We start from the raw sequence: 19811 nt of genomic DNA, 5'->3' as shown, positions 1-19811 counted from the left end.
TTCAGGGTTGGTAAGATACTATTTCACCTTCCAGCCCGGTCAGTTCGGCCAGTACCGGCAGCTGTTTTTCCAGTTCCGCCTGTGAGGTATCGGGACCAACCAGCAACTTAGTCAGTTCGCCACTGGGCTTGGTGTAGGCGGCAAAACCCTTTTGCCTTAACTGGCTCACCAGTCGTTCAACACTTTCACGATTACTGAAAGCACCCAGCTGAATAACAAAGGCCTTTGCATCGGCCGCGAATTCCTGTGGCTGGCGCGCGGGCACCTCAAGTTGGGGATCCTCTGCAGCTTCGGGATCCAGTGTTGTTGCTGACTCAGCCGTCGCTGCCAGGGGTTCAGCGGATTCCAGGCTGCCCTCGGCGACTGGTCGTTGTGACAACTGCTCAACCACCTCGTCCGTTATCGGCTGGGGCTGTTGTAAGTCAGCGGTCTGCTCAGGTTGCAAAGGAATACTTTCGAACTCCTCCACCGTCTCTGCTTTCTCGCCATCCAGTACATCCGGCAAAATAATAACCGCCAGGGCGACCAGAATAAGTGTTCCGACAAGCCGGTTTTGTAGCGGACTGGCCAAGCTTAGCTCCTCAATTGCTGATTAATTCTGCTGACAGTGTAAAACGAGCCAAATACGAACACCAGCGGCTTTTCAGTTTCACTCTCAGCTTGCGCCTGGTAACCCTGAGCAGCCTGCAGCGCCGCATCAAAAGCGGCTTCGACACTGGCAAAACACTGCTGCGGGGCATTCCCTTCAGTATTGCCCAGAGCCTCTGCCAGGTGTTGTGCAGAATGACCGCGGGGTTCATCCAGACTACCCAGAAACCACTGACTTATAACCCCCTGCAGCTGAGCGAAAACCGCCTGATGATCTTTGTCTTCGAGCATGCCTACCACAGCATAAACGGGTCCACGCCGGCTCCGTTTTGTTAATTGTCTGGCAAGGTAAGCCGCAGCCTGGGCATTGTGGGCCACATCCAGCAACACATCACAGCCGTTGTGCTGACAGCTTTGCATGCGTCCGCTTAGGCGCGCTGTTCGCAAGCCTTCATCAATAGCATCAGCACTAACCGCCAGCGGCAGAGTTTCAAGAGCCGCCAGAGCGGTGGCGGCGTTCATCAGCGGTAACTCAGGCAGCGGCAACTGTAGCAGGTTGGACTCGATGCCCCGGTAATGCCAGTGATCCTTATGTTCGGTAAAACTGAAATCATGACCGACCCGGTAATACAGCGCCCCCAATTGCTGCGCCTGGGCAGCAACACTCGAGGGTGGCTGCGGATCGCCACAAATCAAAGGCTTCGCAGTACGCGCTATACCGGCTTTTTCAGCGCCGATTTGCTCGCGGTTGTCGCCCAGAAAAGCGACATGGTCAATACCAATACTGGTCAATACAGCGACATCGGCATCTATCACGTTAACCGCATCCAGCCGCCCGCCTAAACCGACTTCGAGAATGGCAACATCCAGCGGCTGCTGCTCCATTAGCCATAACGCCGCCAGTGTACCAAATTCAAAATAGGTTAAAGAGGTTTCGCCCCGGGCCTGATCAATCGCCGCAAAAGCCTGACAATGGCGCTGATCCTGCAGTTGCTGCCCGCTAATGGTGACGCGCTCATTATAATCCTGCAGATGAGGCGAGGTATAAACACCCACCCGATAGCCCGCTGCCGCCAGCATGGTTTCCAGGTACCGTACCGTCGAACCTTTACCATTGGTACCCGCTACCGTAATGACATAACTGGCCGGCCGCCCCAGCCCGGCTTTATCCAGCACCGCACGGACACGTTGCAGGCCTAAGTCAATATCGCGACTGTGCAGTTCTTGCAGATAAGTCAGCCAGCTGTACAGTGAGGATTCGGCCGTTGGCCTGTCCGTTACGTTAGACTGCGCATTATTCGACATCGGTGGTCATTAACCCTCAGTGCTTTCAGCCGCTTCCAGTTTTTCCAGTTCCGGGCTGGGTAACTTCATCATCTTAGCCAGTAAGCGGGAAATGGTCGTCCGCATTTGCCGACGGTCAACAATCATATCAACCGCACCGTGTTCAAGTAAAAACTCGGCCCGCTGAAAGCCCTCCGGCAGCGTCTGGCGTACTGTTTGCTCAATTACCCGCGGTCCGGCAAAACCAATCAATGCTTTGGGTTCAGCAATATTAACATCGCCCAGCATGGCCAGACTTGCTGAAACACCACCCATGGTGGGGTCGGTCAAAACCGAAAAATAGGGTAAACCCTGCTCACTCATTCGCGCCAGAGCCGCCGAGGTTTTTGCCATCTGCATTAGTGACATTAAAGCTTCCTGCATGCGCGCGCCGCCTGAAGCAGAAAAACAAACCAGGGGCAAATTATGGGCAAGACACTCATCCACAGCTTTAACAAACTTTGCCCCGACAACGGACGCCATCGAGCCACCCATAAAGTTAAAATCAAATGCCACAGCAACGACAGGAATGCCACACACCGAGCCGCGCTGGGCAATCAATGCGTCTTTCTCGCCGGTGCTTTTTTGTGCCGCAGCGATACGATCCTTATACTTTTTTGAATCCCGGAACTTAAGTACATCTTTTGGCTCCAGTTCGGCGCCGATTTCTGTGATGTCTTTATCATCCAGAAACAATTCCAGCCGCTCGCGTCCGGTCAAACGCATATGGTGATCACATTTTGGACAAACGCTGTAATTGCGCTTGAGATCATTGCGATAAATGATCGCATCACAGGAGCCACACTTGCTCCACACCCCTTCAGGTACGTTTTTACGTTTATTTGATTTTGGCTTTGCGAGAATTCTTTCAATCCAGCTCATAAGTGTCCGCTTTCAGGCTCTATTCAATTAGTTGATTAGCTTACATGTTAGCACAACTGGGTCAAGCAAAGAGGTCATAACAGTCATGCCTTAGTCTTCAGCAAACCATAACGGCCCGGCTGCTGGTTCAGGTATTTGAAATTGGGTCGGATAGTCGACACCCACCAGGTACAGGCCGCCGGGCTTTGCAGTGGCCGATGCCTGTGTTCGATCTCCCCCGGCTAATAACTGCGCCAGCCATTGCGGCGGCTGCTGATGGCGGCCAATGGTGATCAAACTGCCGACGATATTGCGCACCATGTGGTGTAAAAAGGCGTTAGCTTTAATATCGACCACAATAAAATCACCGCGTCGGGTGACGCTCAGATGCGTTACTTTACGGTAAGGTGTTTTCGACTGACAGTGCGCGGCGCGAAAAGCAGAGAAGTCATGTTCGCCGATAAGTGCGGGAGCCGCGGCCTGCATCGCTTTTTCATCAAGCGGAGGGTGATAATGACTTACCCCCTGACTGAGAATACCGGGCCGCAGAGGAGTATTAGCAATGATGTAGCGGTAACGTCGCGCCTTAGCACTGAAACGGGCGTGAAAATCATCGCCCACCGGCTGTGCCCAGCGCACAGCAATATCGCCCGGCACATTGCTGTTAATGCCTAAGGTCCAGGCACCACCGCCGCGGCTGTTATTAACATCAAAGTGAACCACCTGATTGGTTGCATGCACACCAGCATCGGTACGGCCGGCACAGACCACCTCAATCTTCTCATCGGCTACTTTACTCAGTGCCTGTTCCAGCCGTTGCTGAACACTGTCGACATGCTGTTGCCGCTGCCAGCCGTAATAGCGGCTGCCATCGTACTCAATACCTAACGCAATTCGCATACCGCTTCCTTACGAATAAAATCAGCTATCCAATCGATCCAGTAACGCTTTGGCTTCGTTGGCCAGGCTTTCATCATCACCGTCAATCAATTGTTGTAAAATTTCTTTCGCTTCGTCGGCTTCACCCATATCGATGTAGGCGCGGGCCAGATCAAGCTGTGCCGACGCTTCTTCATCAACTTCGCTGTCGCCGGAGTCAGCCAGATCATTCCCTTCTTCGTCATCGAGCAAGTCTTTAACCGCAGAGGACGGATAATTATCTTCGGCCGATTCGCTACTGTCGTCGGCCTCTTCCATCAGGCTGTCGATGTCTAAAAAGCCCTCGTCGCTATCCTCAGATGAACTTTCCTCATCATCGCTCTGAGTGGTTTCGGCTGCTTGTTCAGATCCTGCTTGCTCGTCTGCCGTGCTCTCGTCAGCAAAGGCTTTTTCAAGTTCATCATCAGCCTGCTGTTCCGCTTCATCGAGTTCCTCATCGTCCTCAGGAATCTCCTCTTCAACATCTTCTATATCCGCCAGTTCCTGCTCGATTTCCTCAGACTCTGACAACAGGCGGTCGAGATCCTCCTGGGTATACTCTGCTGATTCGTCCTCACTCTCATCGCCGCCCTGGTCTTCCTCGATACCCAGCTGGGCCAGTGTTTCTTCCGCTTCATCGGCATCGGCATAAACTTCCTGTTCCGGCTCCTGGTCCAGTTCTGACTCAGGTTCAGGCTCCGGTTCGGGTTCTGGTTCTGGTTCTGGTTCTGGTTCTGGTTCTGGTTCTGGTTCAGGCTCTGGTTCTGGCTCCGGTTCTGGCTCCGGTTCTGGTTCTGGTTCGGGCTCAGGCTCCGGTTCTGGTTCGGGCTCAGGCTCCGGTTCAGGTTCTGGTTCTGGTTCGGGCTCAGGCTCAGGCTCATCAGCTTCACCGCCTTGCTCGAGCAGTTTATCCAATTCATCCTGCGACAATTCCGACGACTCTTCGTCATCTTCATCAGGAGCTGCCGGCTGATCTTCATCGGGTAATAATTCTTCATCATCCTCCGATAACAGCTCGTCACTGGCTTCTGACTTTTGCCCGGCAGTGGTGTCCTCTTTTTCCTCGTCTTTTTCCTCGTCTTCTTGCCCGTCTTCGTCTTCATCGTCATCCAGGCGAATACTAAAATCATCATCCTCGGCCATTTCACCGGATTCTGTCAGTTCTGCTTCCAGGGCACTTAAGTCATCGCCAAGATCATCGTCGTTGTCTTCATCAAGATCGAACAAATCATCATCATCGGTCTGCTTGTTATCACCCTGCATTAGCTCGCGATCCAGTGCCTCGGACGCCTCTTCTTCATCCAGATCGTCAACTTTGCTGGTTTCTGGTTTTTCCGGCTCTGCGTTCTGGGTTTTACGGCGTATTAAGAACCAGTACAGGGCGGCAATAATCAATAAAGCCGGCAGCACCGACAGCAAGGCAATATTCAGCGGGCTTTGCAGCCACTCTTTAAAGCCCGAAGTCTGCTCTTCCTGTTGCTGTTGTTGCTGCTGCATTTGCAGCATTTGTTGTTGCTGCTGCAGCACCTGTTCAAACTGTTGTTCCAGCTCCCCGGTTTGCTCGAGACTATTGGCTAACTGATCAATGCGCTCGGCCAGGTTATCTAAACGCTGCTGAATTGACTCGTTCTCATCGTAGACCTGCTGAACCGCCTGCAGAGATTCATCGACCTCCGACTGCAGATCGGCAAAGTTGCGCTGCTGTTGTTGCTCTACCTGATCAATCACCTGTTCGGCGCGCTCGCGCGCCTGATTTAAAATTTCCTGCTCTTGCTGACGGGTTTGCTCGGTTTGTTGCTCAGTATCCGCTAGCTGCTGCTGCCGATCCTGCAACTGTTCATCCGCAAGTACCCGGCGGCGGGCAGTTTCCGGATTAATCATCTGAATTTCCTGCAAACTGGGGATTCGCAGATAAAAGCCATCCAGCATCCGGTTCAGATTACCATCGACAAAAGCCCGCGGGTTGGTCTGGGCGATTGCTACCATGGTTTGGTATTGGGTTACGCTGGAGTGGGGTTTGTAATCGCGGGCAATGGCCCAGAGGGTATCGTCGGAGGTGATTGGACCATAACGCTGCTGCCCTTCGCGGACGTCGGTTGACTCAGAACCCTTTTCCCCTTTAATAATAACGCCATCGTCCTGCACAACTGTTGCCGCCCCCACTGATAGGGGAAGCGCACAGAAACTCAGCAACAGGGTCTGAGCCAACCACTGTCGCAAGCGCTTATCCAGTCTGCGTCCGATGTTATTTATTTTCATCCTTTGTCTCTGCCCGCACTTTGCTTTTCTTATTAACGGCGTTAGCCATAAAATCTTTATGACATAAGCGATTAGCTTTTACTAATTTTTCTACCAGTAGTCGCGGACCAGATGCTCAGCAATCTGCACTGAATTAGTAGCCGCTCCTTTGCGGATATTATCCGATACTACCCATAAATTAAGCCCCTGAGGGTGGCTGATATCTTCGCGGATACGGCCAACAAAAACCTCGTCATGGCCCGTTGCATCACTCACCTGCGTCGGAAACTCCTCGCGCTTATCCATTAGCTTAACGCCTGCAGCATCCTGCAACAGTTGCTTGGCGTGCTCGGCAGTAATGGCCATCCGTGTTTCGATATGAATGGCCTCGGCGTGACCGAAGAATACCGGTACCCGCACAGCGGTCGGGTTAACCCGGACCGTCGGATCATTTAAAATTTTATGGGTTTCCCACACCATCTTCATTTCTTCTTTGGTGTAGTCATTTTCCATAAACACATCAATTTGCGGGATACAGTTAAATGCTATCTGCCGGCTAAAATTTGCCATGGTCGGTTCGCGGGCGTTCAGCAGCTCAGCGGTCTGCTTAGCCAGTTCTTCCATCGACTCCTTACCGGCGCCGGAAACCGACTGGTAAGTGGCAACATTGATACGTTCTATACCAATGGCATCGTGAATGGGTTTTAAGGCGACTAACATCTGGATAGTCGAGCAATTGGGGTTAGCAATAATATTGCGATTACGGAAGTCAGCCAGTGCATAAGCATTAACTTCCGGTACCACCAGCGGGATGTCCGCCTCGTAGCGAAACTCCGACGTATTATCAATGACAACGCAACCCGCTTCGGCTGCTTTTGGCGCCAGTTCTCGTGAAACGCTGCCGCCGGCAGAGAAGAAAGCAATATCTGCCTGGCTCCAGTCAAAGTTATCGGCATCCTGCACTTCCAGCTCTTCGCCCTTAAAACTGATGCTGGAGCCGGCCGAGCGGGAACTGGCGAGGGGAACCAATTGACTGACAGGAAATTTTCGTTGCTCTAAACTATCAATGATTTGTTGACCGACCAGGCCGGTGGCCCCTAATACAGCAACGCAAAAACCTTCAGACATAGTTACTCCCATTGTAATTTCAGTTCAGATGCGAAAAGCACTAAAGCCCAACGCCCGGAATCTTTCAAGCTGCTGGCTATTATGACACGCAATGCGTTGATTGTTGAGCTGTCTGCGGGGATTATCTTTACGATACTGCTTGCGCAGCTGGTCAAAACCCGCTGCACTGGTACCCCGCTCTCGCATGTTCCGGTCATCTTGCCAGATATCATAGCGCTGTAACACCAGTTGCGCCAGCTGCATCGGCGTATCAAGCTTTTCGGCATCGCAGACCGGCCAGTCACAGGGGGGTAATAAGCTATCCAAGTCGGTACTAAAAGGCTGTCCCGCAAACTGTTGCAGAGCGCGGGCAATCATAATTGCCCCGCCTAATTTCCCTTCCGCGCTGTGGCCGGCGATATGCGGAGTAGCCACAGTCACCTCAGGCAGTAACTCGGTTATTATCTGCGGTTCGTTTTGCCAGACATCCAGCACCAGCTGTGGGCAGTCGCCCTGTTGGCAACATCGCAGCAAGGCCTGGTTATCGACTACCGCGCCGCGGCTGGCATTAATCAACAGTTGCTCGTTGTGCAGTGACTGCAAGGCTTCAATATCCAGTAACTGAGCGGTCGGATGCGGGCCGTTATGGGTCAGGGGAACATGGCAACTGATAATGTCGGAGTTGAGCACCCGCTGCCAGTGGTTGTGAAGTTCACCCTCAACCGGCGGCTGGTTTTTATTTTTCAGTAATGGCGGGTCGTAATAATGTACCAGCAGCCCTAAAGCCTGCAGACGCTGCCCGGCAGCGCGGCCAGTGTGGCCGGCACCGACGATGGCGACTTCCAGCTCGGGTAAGTGCGACAATTGGCCGCGCTGCTGAAAACAGGCCAGTACCGCAGCCAACACAAATTCACCGACAGAGTCGGCATTGGCTCCCGGCGCACTGGCCACAGCAATATCCCGTTCAGCCAGCGCCTCGCAATGCAAATGTTCAGTACCGATAGTGGCAGTACCGACAAACTTTAGCTGCGGGGCCTGGCGCAGTAGCGCCCGATCAACAGTAGTTACTGAACGTACCAGTAATGCATCGGCAGTGCGCAACAACTGTGCCGGCGGCTGACGCTCGCTATAGCGGGACAAGCGACCCGCACCTGCCAGCAATTGCGGCAGCGCGGGAATGTTCTGATCAGCAACTATGTGCACGAAAGAACGGCTTACTCACTGTACTCGCGCAACACCAATGACGCGTTAGTACCACCAAAACCAAAGCTGTTCGACATCACAGTAGTCAGTTTTGCCGGGGTCGGCTCCCGCACAATGTTCATGCCTTCTGCCGCATCGTCCAGGTTCTCGATGTTAATGCTCGGTGTCACAAAGTCATGATTCATCATTAGCAACGAATAAATGGCCTCATGAACACCTGCGGCACCCAGCGCATGACCGGTCATTGCTTTAGTGGCACTGATCATCGGGGTTTGCTCAGGGAATACCGCGCGAATGGCTTCCAGTTCTTTTACATCACCTACCGGCGTACTGGTGCCGTGGGTATTCAGATAGTCAACCGGCGTATCAACGGTTTCCATCGCCATTTGCATGCAACGAACAGCGCCTTCACCTGATGGTGCAACCATGTCGTAGCCATCAGAAGTTGCGCCGTAGCCGACAATTTCAGCATAAATTTTAGCGCCCCGCGCCTTAGCCGCTTCCAGCTCTTCGATGACCAAAATACCGCCGCCACCGGCCGGTACAAAGCCGTCGCGGCCCTGGTCATAGGTACGGGAGGCTTTTTCGGGAGTATCATTATACTTGGTGCTGAGCGCACCCATCGCATCAAACTCCATGCCCAGAGTCCAGTGCAGCTCTTCGCCGCCTCCGGCAAACACCCGATCCTGCTTACCAAACTGAATTAATTCCAGCGCGTGTCCGATGCAGTGCGCCGAAGTAGCACAGGCCGAACTGATGGAATAATTAACACCCTGAATTTTAAACGGGGTCGCCAGGCAAGCGGACGTTGTTGACGCCATGCAGCGCGGCACCATGTAGGGACCGACGCGCTTGACACCTCTTTCGCGCAATATATCGGCAGCGGCTACCTGATGTTCGCCCGAGGCTCCACCGGAACCAACCACCAGGCCGGTACGGTGATTAGACACCTGCTCTTCGCTTAAACCGGCATCTTCAATAGCCTGCTGCATGGCAATGTAAGCATAAGCTGCTGAGTCACCCATAAAGCGTAACGCCTTACGATCGATGTGATCTTTTACGTCCAGCCGAACCGGCCCCCAAACCTGACAGCGCAGCCCCATCTCGGCAAAAGACTCAGAGTATTCGATGCCTGACTTGCCGGTACGTAATGACTCCAGCACTTGTTCCTGGTTGGTGCCGATACTGGAGACAATGCCCAGCCCGGTAATCACTGCTCTTCTCATTCTGTATTCCTGTTTTTTGCCAAAATTAAAACCCAATCTTAATTATTGCTAGGATAACTAAGCTTGCGTCAATAGGTGGTCTGCTTTGTCAATTAGCTGCTATTATAGCGTCCATTATGACAGATTCCATGAATGCAGCCTAAATGAATTATTCCGCCGATATTCGCTTTAATGATCAGGGTGTTCCCGTTTCCAATCAGTTTGATGATATTTACTTCTCTGTGGATAACGGCGTGGCAGAGTCGCGCTACGTGTTTCTGCAGCACAACAACTTAGCTGAACGTTTTGCCAAACTACCCGAGCACAGCGAATTTGTGGTGGCAGAGACCGGTTTTGGCAGTGGCCTGAATTTTTTACTGTGCTGGCAACTGTTTTTGCAAACCGCACCGGCCAGCTGCCGACTGGTATTCGCCAGCTTCGAAAAATATCCACTTAGCCGGGAACAGTTGCAGCAAGCCTATCAGGTTCTTGCCGAATTGCAGCCACTGGCGGAGCAGTTGCTGGCTGTCTATCCCAGCACCGAGCCCGGCTGTCACCGGGTACTCTTAGCTGACGGACGGGTTACTCTGGATTTATGGGTTGGTGATATTAACGAGCAACTACCACGCTTTAGCCGCTCGGCCGAAAGCCAGGTAGACTGTTGGTTTTTAGATGGTTTTGCGCCGGCAAAAAATCCGCATATGTGGCAGCCGGCGTTGTTCCGGCAGATGGCCTGTTGTGCTCACGCAGCCACCACCTTTGCTACTTTTACTGCCGCCGGAGTGGTACGCCGGGGCCTGGCTGAGGCCGGTTTCAGGGTCGAAAAGGCACCTGGTTTCGGGCGCAAACGCGAAATGATTTGCGGTCGCCTACTCACGGATAAAGCAACAAAACCCGCTCTGCAACGACAACCGGTGACTGTCATCGGCGCCGGTATCGCAGCCGCAACACTGACACTTGCTTTAAAACGCCGGGGAGTACCGGTATCAGTTATCAGTAGCCAGGTTGCTGATGGCGCCTCAGGTAATCCGCAAGGCGCCGTGTACCCTTTGCTGCATGCCGAGCGCACGCCGTTAAGCCAATTTTATTTGCAGGCCTTTAGCACCGCCGTTAGTTTTTATTACCCATGGCAGGGTCAACACTGGTTCCCCTGTGGCGTTTTACAGCCGGCATTTAACCCACAGCGTCGGCAACGCATAGACAAAGTGGCGGGTGGTTTATATCAGCTGCAAAGTGTCAGCCACGCGGTCAGCGAACAAGCTGACCAGCTGGCTGGTATTGCCGTTAATTTTGACAGTCTACACTACCCGGCCGGCGGCTGGCTGCGACCGCAGACTCTGGTGGAGCTGTTGTTTCAGCAGGCTGACTGCCAGCCAGTGCGGCAAACCGTCAGTGCCGACATGCCGCGACCGGCAGGCCGGCTGGTGATTGCAGCCGGTAAGCAAAGCGCTGCCCTGAGCGAACAACTGGCCGGTATTAAACTGCCCATTAAGCCCGTGCGGGGGCAAATTACGCTGGTTAAAGCCAGCCCTGCTACGGCCGCGTTACAGCAAGTACTCTGCTATAAGGGCTATATGATACCGGCAGATAATGGCCAACACTGCATTGGCGCAACATTTAACCGCGGTGATGACAGTGCGGTATCCCGGGCTGAGGACGATAACGATAACTTAGCCAGCCTGCAGACCTGCTCGCAACAACCCTGGAGTGAATCACTGCCGGTGGTCGGACAGCGCACCAGTGTGCGGGCCACCAGCCCCGATCATATGCCCATAGCCGGTCAACTGGCGGATAAGCTGCTGCTGATATCGGCATTAGGCTCGCGTGGCTTGACCTCGGCGCCATTACTGGCTGAAATTATCGCCGCACAGTTAACCGGTGGCCTGGTACCACTGGCCGACGACTGTCTGCGGCGGCTGTCACCGCAGCGTTACCGTTAACTGTCGGCGCTGGCCGCCACAGCGTCCAGCCGTGTCATCAGGTTTTGAATGTGAGCCTGATCGGCCGGCGCCAGCTCGTGCTTAGCCGCCTCTACCGCAGCGCGTAAGTGCGGCATCACTAAGGCCGGATCCGTCTCATCGTTTAGCTCCATTTTTGCTACCACCAGATCAAAATGGCCACGCAAATAACCACTGGCAAACAGCTCATCGTCACTGCCATCCACGTAAGCTTGATCAAAAACACTTTCCAGCTGTTCGACAATCGGGTAAAGCGACATAGTGCGTCCTTTTCATGATAAGTTAGCCATTATTCTAGCGCCGATTTTGATACAATGCACCCGGACTAAACGTATGCATAACTCGGGTTTGACAGCAGAGGCCTTAACCTATGTCCTTAAAAATTGGTTTGTTTTATGGCTCCACGACGTGCTATACCGAAATTGCCGGCGAAAAAATACAGCAGGCCATTGGCGCTGACATCGTTTCGCTGCATGATATAAAAGATACCCCCCTGGCCGAAGCCGAAAATTTTGATGTGCTGATTTTTGGTATTTCGACCTGGGACTTTGGCGAACTACAGGAAGACTGGGAAAGTCACTGGGATGACATCGGCCCACTTAACCTGGATGGCAAAGTTGTCGCTTTGTACGGCATGGGCGATCAGCAGGGCTATACCGACTGGTTTCAGGATGCCCTGGGGATGCTGCATGACGCTATCGCTGACAAAGGCTGTAAGCGAATTGGTTTTTGGCCTAATCAGGGATACGACTTTGCGGCATCAAAAGCATTAACCGATGATCAACGCTATTTTGTGGGATTATCGCTGGATGAAGACTCGCAGTACAAATTATCCGATGAGCGCATCGAGCAGTGGACCACACAAATACTGGAAGAAATGGCAGAACAACTAGGATAATAATTATGCTGCTTACTTGCACCGAACGTCCCCTAAAGCCGCGCTCACTGCGCGCGGCACTCTCTGCTGCAACAGTTACCGGAACCCTGGTTGCAGCCTTGTTTATCAGTCCGCTGGCTCAGGCCGCTGACGAAAAACCGCTGGTTGCTGACTTTACTGAACAGATGACCCTGAACGACGGTTACTTTGATTTTTATTATGCCGCCGACGCCGGTAAAATCTATCTTGATATCCCGAAACAAAGCCAGCCGTTTATCTTTCAAACCAGCTTACCCTGGGGCCTGGGCTCTAATGATATAGGCCTGGACCGTGGCCAGCTGGGCGATACCCAACTAGCCTCTTTTCATATCCAGGGGGATAAAGTACTGCTGCTTGCCCACAACACACGTTACCGTGCCAGCAGCCGCAATCAGGCCGAACGTGACAGCGTCGATCAGGCATTTGCCGATGGGGCTCTGCAGGGCTTCAAAGTAGTTGCAAAGGACGCCGATTCGGTACTGATTGATTATACCCCTTACTTACTGACCGACGTGCATGGTATCAGCGACCGTCTGGCCGCTACCAACCAGGGCGATTTTAAAGCCGATAGCGAACGCTCGGTTGTGTATCCTGAACGCAGCAAAGCCTTTGTAGACAACACCGAACTGGAAGCTAAGGTTACTTTCGTCGGTAAAGCGGAAGGCCGCTACGTACGCCAGGTAGCCGCCAACAGTAACGCCCTGACGCTACACCTGCACCACTCCTTTATCCGGCTGCCGGATGATCAGTACCAGGCCCGCGAGTTTCACCCCAACAGTGGCTTCTGGGCGGAAACCTTTATCGATTACTCGGCGCCGCTGGGTGAAGACATAGAAACACAGGTTATTCCCCGCCACCGTCTGCATAAAAAAGATCCCATCGCGGCACGCAGCGAAGCACAGCAGCCAATTATTTATTACCTCGATCCGGGCGCCCCGGAGCCGGTTAAGTCTGCGTTGCAGGAAGGTGGCCGCTGGTGGTCAGAAGCTTTTGAAGCCATTGGCTTTGAGAATGCCTTTCAGGTAAAAACGCTGCCCGCCGATGCCGATCCAATGGATGTGCGTTATAACGTTATTCAATGGGTACACCGGGCGACCCGGGGCTGGTCCTATGGTTCTTCAGTGATTGACCCGCGCACCGGCGAAATCATGAAAGGCCATGTCACCCTTGGCTCGCTGCGGGTCCGCCAGGACATGAAAATTGCCGAAGGGCTGCTGGGACCTTTTAATAAAGATAATCGCGAGCAGCTGCGTCAGGACATCGAAGCCATGGCGCTGGCGCGGATCCGCCAGCTCAGTGCTCACGAAATTGGTCATACCCTGGGGATTGCACACAACTTTGCTGCATCTGCTCAGGATCGCGCCTCCGTGATGGATTACCCGCATCCACTGATTACCCTGACAACAGAAGGCCGCATCAGTCTGCAAAATGCCTACGATGTCGGTCTTGGGCAATGGGATAAACAGGTTATTGCCTATGGCTACAGTGATTTCGGTGGCATGCCCTCAGAGCCGGAACAGTTAGCCCGCATTTTACAAACCAATAAAGAACTGGGTCTTAACTTTATTTCTGATCGCGATGCCCGGCCGGCTTCCGGCGCGCACCCAACCGCGCATTTATGGGATAATGGCAGCGATCCGGTAACGGAACTGCAGCGCTTACTGACGGTGCGTGAACACGTCCTTAACGACTTTGACCGCGGACAGCTGGCAGCCGATAAGCCGCTCAGCGACCTGCAGGAAGTTCTGGTGCCTATGTATCTGCTGCACCGGTATCAAACCGAAGCGGCAGTCAAATGGGTAGGTGGCGTCAATTATCGTTATTACATGAACGATGAACGGCCTGATGACTATCAAAAGATTGGCGCAGCTGACCAACAACGCGCATTGGAACAGGTGCTGAAAACTGCCCGCTATTCAGGACTGCAGCTGCCGGACCAGGTAAAGCAATTGATGGTGCCGTTGGCCTATGGTTCGGCCGATAATCGCGAACGCTTTGAAGGACGTACCGGTTTAATTCCGGATCCTGTCAGCTGGGCCGCCAGTGCGGCGGATTTTAGCCTGCAGTTGCTGTTTAACAGCGCCCGTTTAAACCGCCTGCAACAACAGCACACCATGGATACAGATATTCCTTCCGCAGCCGGCTTATTTAACCAGGTCGCCGCCAGCTTTCTGCAGGACTGGCAACAACAGCCGGATGACAGCCTGCGCCAGCGCTTGCTGACCACGGCCTTTAACGCGATGGTTAAGGCCAGTCAGGCTGAGCAACTGGCACCGGAAGTTCACCTGGCACTACGCAGTGCATTACAGACTCAGCAGCGTAAGCTGGCCGACCAGAAAACCGCTTTAACGCGTCAGTTAGCAGCACAGTTAAAGGCGTTTCTGGATGACGGCGAGTGGCCGGACAGTTATCAGCCTCACCCACTGCCGCCCGGCTCACCAATTTAAAGCGCCAGTGCGGCGTTAAATATCAAAGCCAGAATCGTCCAGCTCGGCCTCGCTTTTACCATGCGGGGTCGGCTGGCGAGTTTCTGCGTCAATATGAACAAACACGATGTCATCAGCAACGCAGATGTTCTGCTTCGTGTGTTTATTGCGCACGATACAGGTAATTGTCAGTGAACTGCGACCGGCCTTTTTTACCTGCAGACCAAATTCGACCACATCGCCCTGAAACGCCGATGTTTCAAAGGTAATAGCGCCGATGTGTTTAGTAACCAGGCTTTTCGCATCTAGCTGGCAGCTGGCAAAAATGTAGGCTTCTTCATCGATCCACTCAAGGATACGACCGCCAAACAGAGAGCCGGCAAAATTGAGGTCATTGGGCATGACCAGACGACGGGATAAAAAACGCATAGCGACTCCTTTACAAAAAAACAGTGTGGAGCCGCTAGTATAACGTATTATTTTTTCAGCGTTTGTTTAAAAACTTTTGATTAAAAAAATCGGCAATCAAACGGTGGCGATGAATTTTTGTTGCCGTACCGTTGAGTGAATGCTTTTTACCCGGGTAGTTCATCATGTCGAACTGTTGCCGGTTATCCTGCAGTTGCTTGTACAGCTTGGTGCTGTGGGTAAACAACACATTATCGTCGGCCATGCCGTGGTACATGAGCAAGTCCCCCTGCAGCTGTTCAGCGTAAGGGAAAACCGACGACTGCTGATAAGCGTCCCCTGCCTGCGGCATACCCATGTAACGCTCAGTGTAATGGGTATCGTACAGGCGCCAGTCGGTAACCGGCGCTCCCGAAACCCCGGCGGCAAAGTAATCCGGCGCTTTGAACATCGACATCAGTGTCATGTAGCCACCATAGCTGTGCCCATAAATGCCGATCCGGTCGGCATCAACAAAGTCCAGGCTGCGCAAGTAATCTACACCGCGCTTCTGATCGGCAACTTCCGGGTCTCCCATATTGCGATAGATGGGCGCCTCAAAAGCTTTGCCACGGTTTGCCGAGCCGCGGTTGTCGAGACTGAACACGACATAACCCTGTTGGGCCATGTATTGCAAAAACAAATTACCCCAGCCTTTATCAACCACCTGCACACCCGGTCCACCGTACACGTAAACCAGTACCGGATAGCGTTTATCGGCGTCAAAATCCGCCGGTTTAGTCAGCTGGTAATGCAGAGTCTGGCCATCCTCGGCTTCAAGAGTGCCAAATTCAGGGTACAACCAGTCACGCCAATACGGTTTCAGCGGGTGCCCGGCATCGATGTTGTTTTGCTTTAACCAGGCGATACGCTCGCCAGTGGGTCCGTGCAGGCTGATTTGCGGCGGCTGCTCAAGAGACTCAAAGGTATCCAGATAAGCGCTGTGATCGCTGGCGAAGCTGATACTGTGCAGACCCTCGCTTTGGGTTAAGCGGGTCGGTGAACCAGGAGCTGCGGTATTCAGCTGGTTACGATATAAATGGCGCTGCAACGGCGACTGCTGGCGCCCGGTAAAATAAACCACACCGGTTTGCTCATCCACCGCTTCGAGCTGATCAACAGCCCAGTTACCGGAGGTTAACTGGCGGATCAGACCACCGTCGATGCGATACAGGTACAAATGCTTGTAGCCGCTGCGCTCAGAAGCCCAGATAAAATGCTTATTGTCTTCTAAAAATTGCAGATCATCGTGTAGGTTAACCCAGCTGTGGCTGGTTTCTGTGATCAGCGTCTGCTGCTGGCTCTTCCCGCGTTGTGCCAGGCGCAGTTGCAATTCCTGCTGGTCCCGCGACTGCCACTGGTAAGTCAGCCGCTGACTGTCATTCATCCAGTTAACCCGGGCCAGATAACCATCGCCGAGGCTGCCTAAGTTAAGCCACTGAATACTGTCTTCCAGACTGCTGTCGTTGCTTTGAGACGAAAGCGATACAATACCTAAATCGATAATCACATTATCCGTGCCGGCATAGGGGTACCGCTGTTCAATAGTCTCAATACGATCAGCATAAATTTCGCTGCGTGTCGCAACCTCAACCGGAGCCTCATTGACCTTGGTCAACGCAATGGCTGACTCATCAGGGGCCCACCAATAGCCGGTCATTCGCTTCATTTCTTCCTGGGCGACAAATTCGGCCATGGCAAATTTTAGTACGCCTTCGCCGGTGTGGGTAATGGCCTGTTCTTTACCGCTATCCAGCGCCACTGTATAGAGGTTCTGTTCGCGCACAAAAGAAACATAGTTACCCTGGGGTGACAGGCGGGCATCGGTTTCAAAGGCTTCGGTATCGGTGATCTGGCGTGCTTCGTCGCGCTCCAGATTGTAATAATAAACATCACCATTTAACGGAAACAGCAAGGCGTCAGACTGTGCTGACCATTGATAAGAGACTATGCCTGAGCCACTCAGCCGCATCCGCTCTCGGCGAGCTTTTTCTTCATCGGAGAGACTTTCGGGTCCGGAAAATAGCCGATCGGAATCCACCAACAACTGATGTTCCGCTGAATCAATATGGTATTGCCACAAGTCATAACGACTGGCGTCATCAGTGCGGCCTTTCAGGTAGGTCAAAGATTTTCCATCCGGCGCAAAACGCAGCCCGCGAATCGACTCACCGGCCAGTGCCGGTGCCGAGAAAATTCGTTCGATGGTGAGGGGTTCAGCTGCCGCCGGAAGCGACAAAACCGATAAACAGCCAGCAACAGCAGCCGTTGCTAACGAAAAACGCAGCATGTGAGCTATCCTTGTAACACAAGTTGTAAACAGGGTTGCAAGCATAGCAGACACTGCTGCGTTGCCTAGTTAACTGCGATTAACCGCAGGAATCAGAAGCTAATCGACACCCCTAACTGAAAATTACGACCTGCCATCGGCGCATCTTCTTTCAAAAAGGAAGTGTGAATATAAGCCAGCTGATCAGTGATGTTTTCGGCTTTTAAAAATACCGTTCCACCGTGCTGTGCCAGCCAGTCCGGATAAAAATTAGCTTTCGCATCCAGCAGACCAAAAGCCGGCGTGACTGACTCGTTGGTGGCAATACGATCTTGTTGTAAATAACGGGTATAACCCAGTGACGCATCCCACTGGCGAGCCTGATAACGAGCTTCTACCCCAATCCGCTGCGCCGGAATACGCGGCAAGTCGGCACCATCAGTCTGCTTAGCCCGGGTATAGTCGCTGAACGCCTGTAATGACCAGTGCGAATCCAGCCGGTAGCCGACATCCAGCTCGTAACCGTAAAGTTCCGCATCGGTCTGCGCAAACTGCACGACCTGCAGGCCTTCCTCATGACCATGCTCATCCTCATGTTGCTCATCCGCAGCATGGCCTTGTTCGTGCTCATCGTGCGCTTCTTCGTAGGTTAACTGGTCGCTGCTGATACCGGTAAAACGTTCGTAGATAAAGTCATCTACCCGGTTATAAAAAACGTTGACCTGCAGGTGCAATTGCTCCTGTTCGTAATGAAAACCGATATCAATATTATTGGACGTCTCTTTTTCCATCGCCTGGGTGGATGCCTCGACATCATAGTGTCCGTCATGCAGATCCAGTTCGTACAGGGTACCCAGTTCGTACGTCCGGGTAGCAAAGTGCTCGCCGTTGGCAAAAACTTCGGCTGCGCTGGGCGCACGTTCAGCATGACTCAAATTAACAGTGAATGAGCTGGCATCGGTAAAATGATATAAGTAACCTGCTGAGGCTGACACCGCATTAAAGTCATCCAGAGTCACGTCCTCGCTGGCCAGCGCAGTGCGCTCATAGCGTGCACCTAAATCAATGTGGTGATCACCGAACTCCTGCTCGACAATCCAGAATATCCCCTGCGAGCGGCGCGACGTATCCGGGGTAAAGGCTTCTTCACCAAAGGCCTCTTTATCACTGATATCCCACTGATAACCCATAGCACCGGACCAGCCGGCCAGCGGTTGGTGTTTGGCAATCAGCCGCAGCTCACGTTGATCGTTTGCAAACTGAGTGCCGAGCAGCTCGCCCTCGACTTCCTGATGCTGATAATCGGTCAGTGCCGCCCGGACTTCCAGCGACTCAAAACCCTGCCAGGGGTCCACCAACTGCCCGGCTAACTGCCAGCGCTGCTGTTCCAGATCGGCAAAGGGCAAGGCTTCTGCCTCATCAGCATGCAGTGCGTGCTCTTCCTCAGTTTCACCGGCATGCTCTTCATCTTCATGGCCGTGTGCATGGCCGGGGATGCCATACTCCTGATACAGGCCCTGATAAGCCAGGCCCAGATAGCCGCGCTTGCCGTGATAAGCCAGGCCCAGTGTGGCCCCCTGCGAGTCGACAAAGCTATTTTCGACAAAATCATAGCGCTCACCTTCATCATTGGTAAACGCCGGCGTTTCGTAATCATCAGCCTGACGCAGATGAGCGTCAGCATAAAACGCCCACTGTCCGTTGCCGGCCATCATGTTGTAAGACGCTTCGTCATTACTGTCGACTGTGCTGGTGCGCAAGCTGGCGTTACCCTGCAGCTGATAGACAGGCTGCGCCGGAATGCGATTATCCACCACGTTAATCACGCCGCCAATTGCACCACTGCCGTACAACAGGGTTGCCGGACCCCGCAGCACTTCAATTTGCTCGGCGCTGCTGGTTTCAGTAGTTACTGCATGATCCGGACTGCCCCGGGATACGTCGCCGGTGTCCAGTCCGTTTTGTGTTATTTTTACCCGCGGCCCGTCCAGCCCCCGGATTATCGGACTGCCGGCACCGGCAGTGTAATGGGTGTTATTGATACCCGGTTCATTCGCCAGCGTTTCACCTAAGGTTTGTGAATGCAGCTGCCGAAGCTCATCGCCACTGATAATATTCACCGGCTGAGTCGACTCCAGTGCTGTTTTATCCAGCGGGTTAGCCTTGATTACCAGGGTTTCATCAATGGGTAACTGATCGTTGTCCGAAGTTTGCTGGGCTAACGCCGGCGTAACGACAGGCAACGAGGCGAGACTCATCAGTAGGGTAATGCGGTTCAATTTCACAATGCTATCCTCAAAGACATCTGCAGAAAAATCCTGCATAACGGATTGGGTTGTTAATGTAATAATA

General features: G+C 53.1%; 15 protein-coding genes. 3 read left to right on the top strand and 12 right to left on the bottom strand.

Features of this window, described 5'->3' with window-relative positions; all coding sequences use genetic code 11:
* Position 1: 1 nt before the first annotated feature.
* The 8 genes from LG288_RS03815 to fabB form a co-directional block, all read right to left on the bottom strand.
* Positions 2-571 (bottom strand): SPOR domain-containing protein, encoded by a 570-nt coding sequence (locus LG288_RS03815; RefSeq protein ID WP_404402200.1) that lies wholly within the window; start codon positions 569-571, stop codon positions 2-4.
* 2 nt (positions 572-573) lie between these two features.
* On the bottom strand, positions 574-1893 hold the full coding sequence (gene folC, locus LG288_RS03810; protein WP_404402198.1) for a bifunctional tetrahydrofolate synthase/dihydrofolate synthase: 1320 nt from the start codon (positions 1891-1893) through the stop codon (positions 574-576).
* A gap of 9 nt (positions 1894-1902) precedes the next feature.
* Complete coding sequence (accD, locus tag LG288_RS03805; protein WP_404402196.1) at positions 1903-2793, bottom strand: acetyl-CoA carboxylase, carboxyltransferase subunit beta; 891 nt, start codon at positions 2791-2793, stop codon at positions 1903-1905.
* Positions 2794-2883: 90 nt separating this feature from the next.
* A complete protein-coding gene (gene truA / locus LG288_RS03800; protein ID WP_404402194.1) occupies positions 2884-3672 on the bottom strand; it encodes a tRNA pseudouridine(38-40) synthase TruA in 789 nt (262 codons plus the stop codon).
* Positions 3673-3693: 21 nt separating this feature from the next.
* Positions 3694-5949, bottom strand: a complete 2256-nt coding sequence (locus LG288_RS03795; protein ID WP_404402192.1) for a FimV/HubP family polar landmark protein — start codon at positions 5947-5949, stop codon at positions 3694-3696.
* 90 nt (positions 5950-6039) lie between these two features.
* The gene (locus LG288_RS03790; RefSeq protein WP_404402190.1) at positions 6040-7056 is read right to left on the bottom strand and encodes an aspartate-semialdehyde dehydrogenase; all 1017 of its coding nucleotides are present in this window, start codon (positions 7054-7056) and stop codon (positions 6040-6042) included.
* A gap of 24 nt (positions 7057-7080) precedes the next feature.
* Positions 7081-8238: a 4-phosphoerythronate dehydrogenase gene (locus LG288_RS03785; protein WP_404402188.1), complete on the bottom strand. Its 1158-nt coding sequence runs from the start codon at positions 8236-8238 to the stop codon at positions 7081-7083.
* Positions 8239-8249: 11 nt separating this feature from the next.
* A complete protein-coding gene (gene fabB, locus LG288_RS03780) occupies positions 8250-9464 on the bottom strand; it encodes a beta-ketoacyl-ACP synthase I (protein WP_404402186.1) in 1215 nt (404 codons plus the stop codon).
* A 143-nt stretch (positions 9465-9607) separates the two neighbouring features.
* On the opposite strand from fabB, the gene mnmC reads away from it, so the two are divergent.
* Positions 9608-11383: a bifunctional tRNA (5-methylaminomethyl-2-thiouridine)(34)-methyltransferase MnmD/FAD-dependent 5-carboxymethylaminomethyl-2-thiouridine(34) oxidoreductase MnmC gene (gene mnmC, locus LG288_RS03775; RefSeq protein ID WP_404402184.1), complete on the top strand. Its 1776-nt coding sequence runs from the start codon at positions 9608-9610 to the stop codon at positions 11381-11383.
* Here the strand turns inward: mnmC and LG288_RS03770 are convergent.
* A complete protein-coding gene (locus LG288_RS03770) occupies positions 11380-11661 on the bottom strand; it encodes a YfcL family protein (protein WP_404402182.1) in 282 nt (93 codons plus the stop codon). The genes mnmC and LG288_RS03770 overlap by 4 nt on opposite strands.
* Before the next feature lie 110 nt (positions 11662-11771).
* On the opposite strand from LG288_RS03770, the gene fldB reads away from it, so the two are divergent.
* Positions 11772-12299 (top strand): flavodoxin FldB, encoded by a 528-nt coding sequence (fldB, locus tag LG288_RS03765; RefSeq protein ID WP_404402180.1) that lies wholly within the window; start codon positions 11772-11774, stop codon positions 12297-12299.
* A 5-nt stretch (positions 12300-12304) separates the two neighbouring features.
* Positions 12305-14764, top strand: coding sequence for a zinc-dependent metalloprotease (locus LG288_RS03760; protein ID WP_404402178.1), 2460 nt, complete (start codon positions 12305-12307; stop codon positions 14762-14764).
* A gap of 15 nt (positions 14765-14779) precedes the next feature.
* Here LG288_RS03760 and LG288_RS03755 read toward each other — a convergent pair whose 3' ends face one another.
* The 3 genes from LG288_RS03755 to LG288_RS03745 all read right to left on the bottom strand — a co-directional run bounded on the left by LG288_RS03755 (position 14780) and on the right by LG288_RS03745 (position 19744).
* Entirely contained in the window at positions 14780-15172 is a 393-nt protein-coding gene (locus LG288_RS03755) for an acyl-CoA thioesterase (RefSeq protein ID WP_404402176.1), read from the bottom strand.
* A 55-nt stretch (positions 15173-15227) separates the two neighbouring features.
* A complete protein-coding gene (locus tag LG288_RS03750; RefSeq protein WP_404402174.1) occupies positions 15228-17480 on the bottom strand; it encodes a DPP IV N-terminal domain-containing protein in 2253 nt (750 codons plus the stop codon).
* A gap of 92 nt (positions 17481-17572) precedes the next feature.
* Positions 17573-19744 (bottom strand): TonB-dependent receptor, encoded by a 2172-nt coding sequence (locus LG288_RS03745; protein ID WP_404402172.1) that lies wholly within the window; start codon positions 19742-19744, stop codon positions 17573-17575.
* Positions 19745-19811: the final 67 nt, after the last annotated feature.

Source organism: Idiomarina seosinensis (genome assembly GCF_044797955.1).
Taxonomy (GTDB): Bacteria; Pseudomonadota; Gammaproteobacteria; order Enterobacterales; family Alteromonadaceae; genus Idiomarina; species Idiomarina seosinensis_A.
Note: the sequence above shows the minus strand (reverse complement) of the source record. Positions and strands in the feature narration are given on the sequence as shown.

Coding starts and splice junctions, on each gene's coding strand:
- folC (WP_404402198.1), bottom strand. CDS start 1,893: ATGTCGAATAATGCGCAGTCTAACGTAACGGACAGGCCAACGGCCGAA.
- accD (WP_404402196.1), bottom strand. CDS start 2,793: ATGAGCTGGATTGAAAGAATTCTCGCAAAGCCAAAATCAAATAAACGT.
- truA (WP_404402194.1), bottom strand. CDS start 3,672: ATGCGAATTGCGTTAGGTATTGAGTACGATGGCAGCCGCTATTACGGC.
- LG288_RS03795 (WP_404402192.1), bottom strand. CDS start 5,949: ATGAAAATAAATAACATCGGACGCAGACTGGATAAGCGCTTGCGACAG.
- LG288_RS03790 (WP_404402190.1), bottom strand. CDS start 7,056: ATGTCTGAAGGTTTTTGCGTTGCTGTATTAGGGGCCACCGGCCTGGTC.
- fabB (WP_404402186.1), bottom strand. CDS start 9,464: ATGAGAAGAGCAGTGATTACCGGGCTGGGCATTGTCTCCAGTATCGGC.
- mnmC (WP_404402184.1), top strand. CDS start 9,608: ATGAATTATTCCGCCGATATTCGCTTTAATGATCAGGGTGTTCCCGTT.
- LG288_RS03770 (WP_404402182.1), bottom strand. CDS start 11,661: ATGTCGCTTTACCCGATTGTCGAACAGCTGGAAAGTGTTTTTGATCAA.
- fldB (WP_404402180.1), top strand. CDS start 11,772: ATGTCCTTAAAAATTGGTTTGTTTTATGGCTCCACGACGTGCTATACC.
- LG288_RS03760 (WP_404402178.1), top strand. CDS start 12,305: ATGCTGCTTACTTGCACCGAACGTCCCCTAAAGCCGCGCTCACTGCGC.
- LG288_RS03755 (WP_404402176.1), bottom strand. CDS start 15,172: ATGCGTTTTTTATCCCGTCGTCTGGTCATGCCCAATGACCTCAATTTT.
- LG288_RS03750 (WP_404402174.1), bottom strand. CDS start 17,480: ATGCTGCGTTTTTCGTTAGCAACGGCTGCTGTTGCTGGCTGTTTATCG.